Source organism: Dendronalium phyllosphericum CENA369 (assembly GCF_016056275.1).
Lineage (GTDB): Bacteria > Cyanobacteriota > Cyanobacteriia > Cyanobacteriales > Nostocaceae > Dendronalium > Dendronalium phyllosphericum.
The window spans coordinates 1-855 of sequence record NZ_JAECZA010000271.1 but is presented as its reverse complement, the minus strand read 5'-3'; the positions used below and the strand labels follow the sequence as shown (position 1 = coordinate 855).

Annotated in this window: 2 protein-coding genes; both read right to left on the bottom strand. The window is 34.3% G+C overall.

Annotation, left to right across the window (positions count from 1 at the left end; genetic code table 11):
• Nucleotides 1-419 (bottom strand): transposase (locus tag I8752_RS30200; RefSeq protein WP_214435879.1); only part of this gene is annotated, 419 nt, incomplete at its 3' end.
• A 66-nt stretch (nucleotides 420-485) separates the two neighbouring features.
• A partial coding sequence (locus I8752_RS30195; protein ID WP_214435878.1) for a transposase family protein occupies nucleotides 486-855 on the bottom strand: 370 nt, incomplete at its 5' end.

Genomic DNA, 855 nt, shown 5'->3' with positions numbered 1-855 from the left:
CTTTTATACTTTCTTTTCCAGTAGAGTGCTAAATTAAACCGACCAAAACCTTTTTTCTGAGTCAACTTAACATTGGGATAAAATTGACGAATTCCAGGGTAAATCTCAATGCTACTTAAAGGCTGAAATTTTTGTCTTTTTTCTTGAAAAGTCGTATCCTTTTTTTGACGGAATACAAAACTCTGGTTCTGCTTGTGGAGCCAATGCGCCAGTTCTACGCTATGAAATTCTCTATCTCCGATAATCACTAATTTGTACTTTTTTAACAAGCGGATTACTGGACGTAATACTTTTTGCTGTTCTTCTAAGTTACTGCTACCATCTTTCTCTAATAAGCACCAATATATTGGCCATGCTCTTTTTTGGTAAATCACACTAACCATTAACACATTATTTTCTCTCCACTGCGTTCTATCCATCGCAATAGTTAATTGTGATCCTACCTTAAAATGTTGGTTAATTATTAGACCTCTTGCAAAAGTCGCTTAAGCAAATTCGGTTTGGGAAAGATGAAGCTCGTAATTGTAGAGAGCAGCAATCAGATTAAACCTCAAACTAAATCTTTTTCGACGATTTCTATAAGTGAGGGACAAAATTTTAAATATCTTCAGCTTCCGATTTACATGCTCACCTAAAACTCTGATTTTGGCTAATTTTTGATTACTCTTTTTATCCTCACAAGTTAACTTACCTCCTCTAGGTTTTTTCTTAGGAATCTGACTATTGCTATGTAGTTTTTGAATACCTTGATAACCTTTATCTCCCAAGCATTTTATGTCTTTTCTCAACCTAACTTTACTATTTTTAAATATACGAAAATCATGCTCTCTACCCTTACCATGAGCGGTACAGATA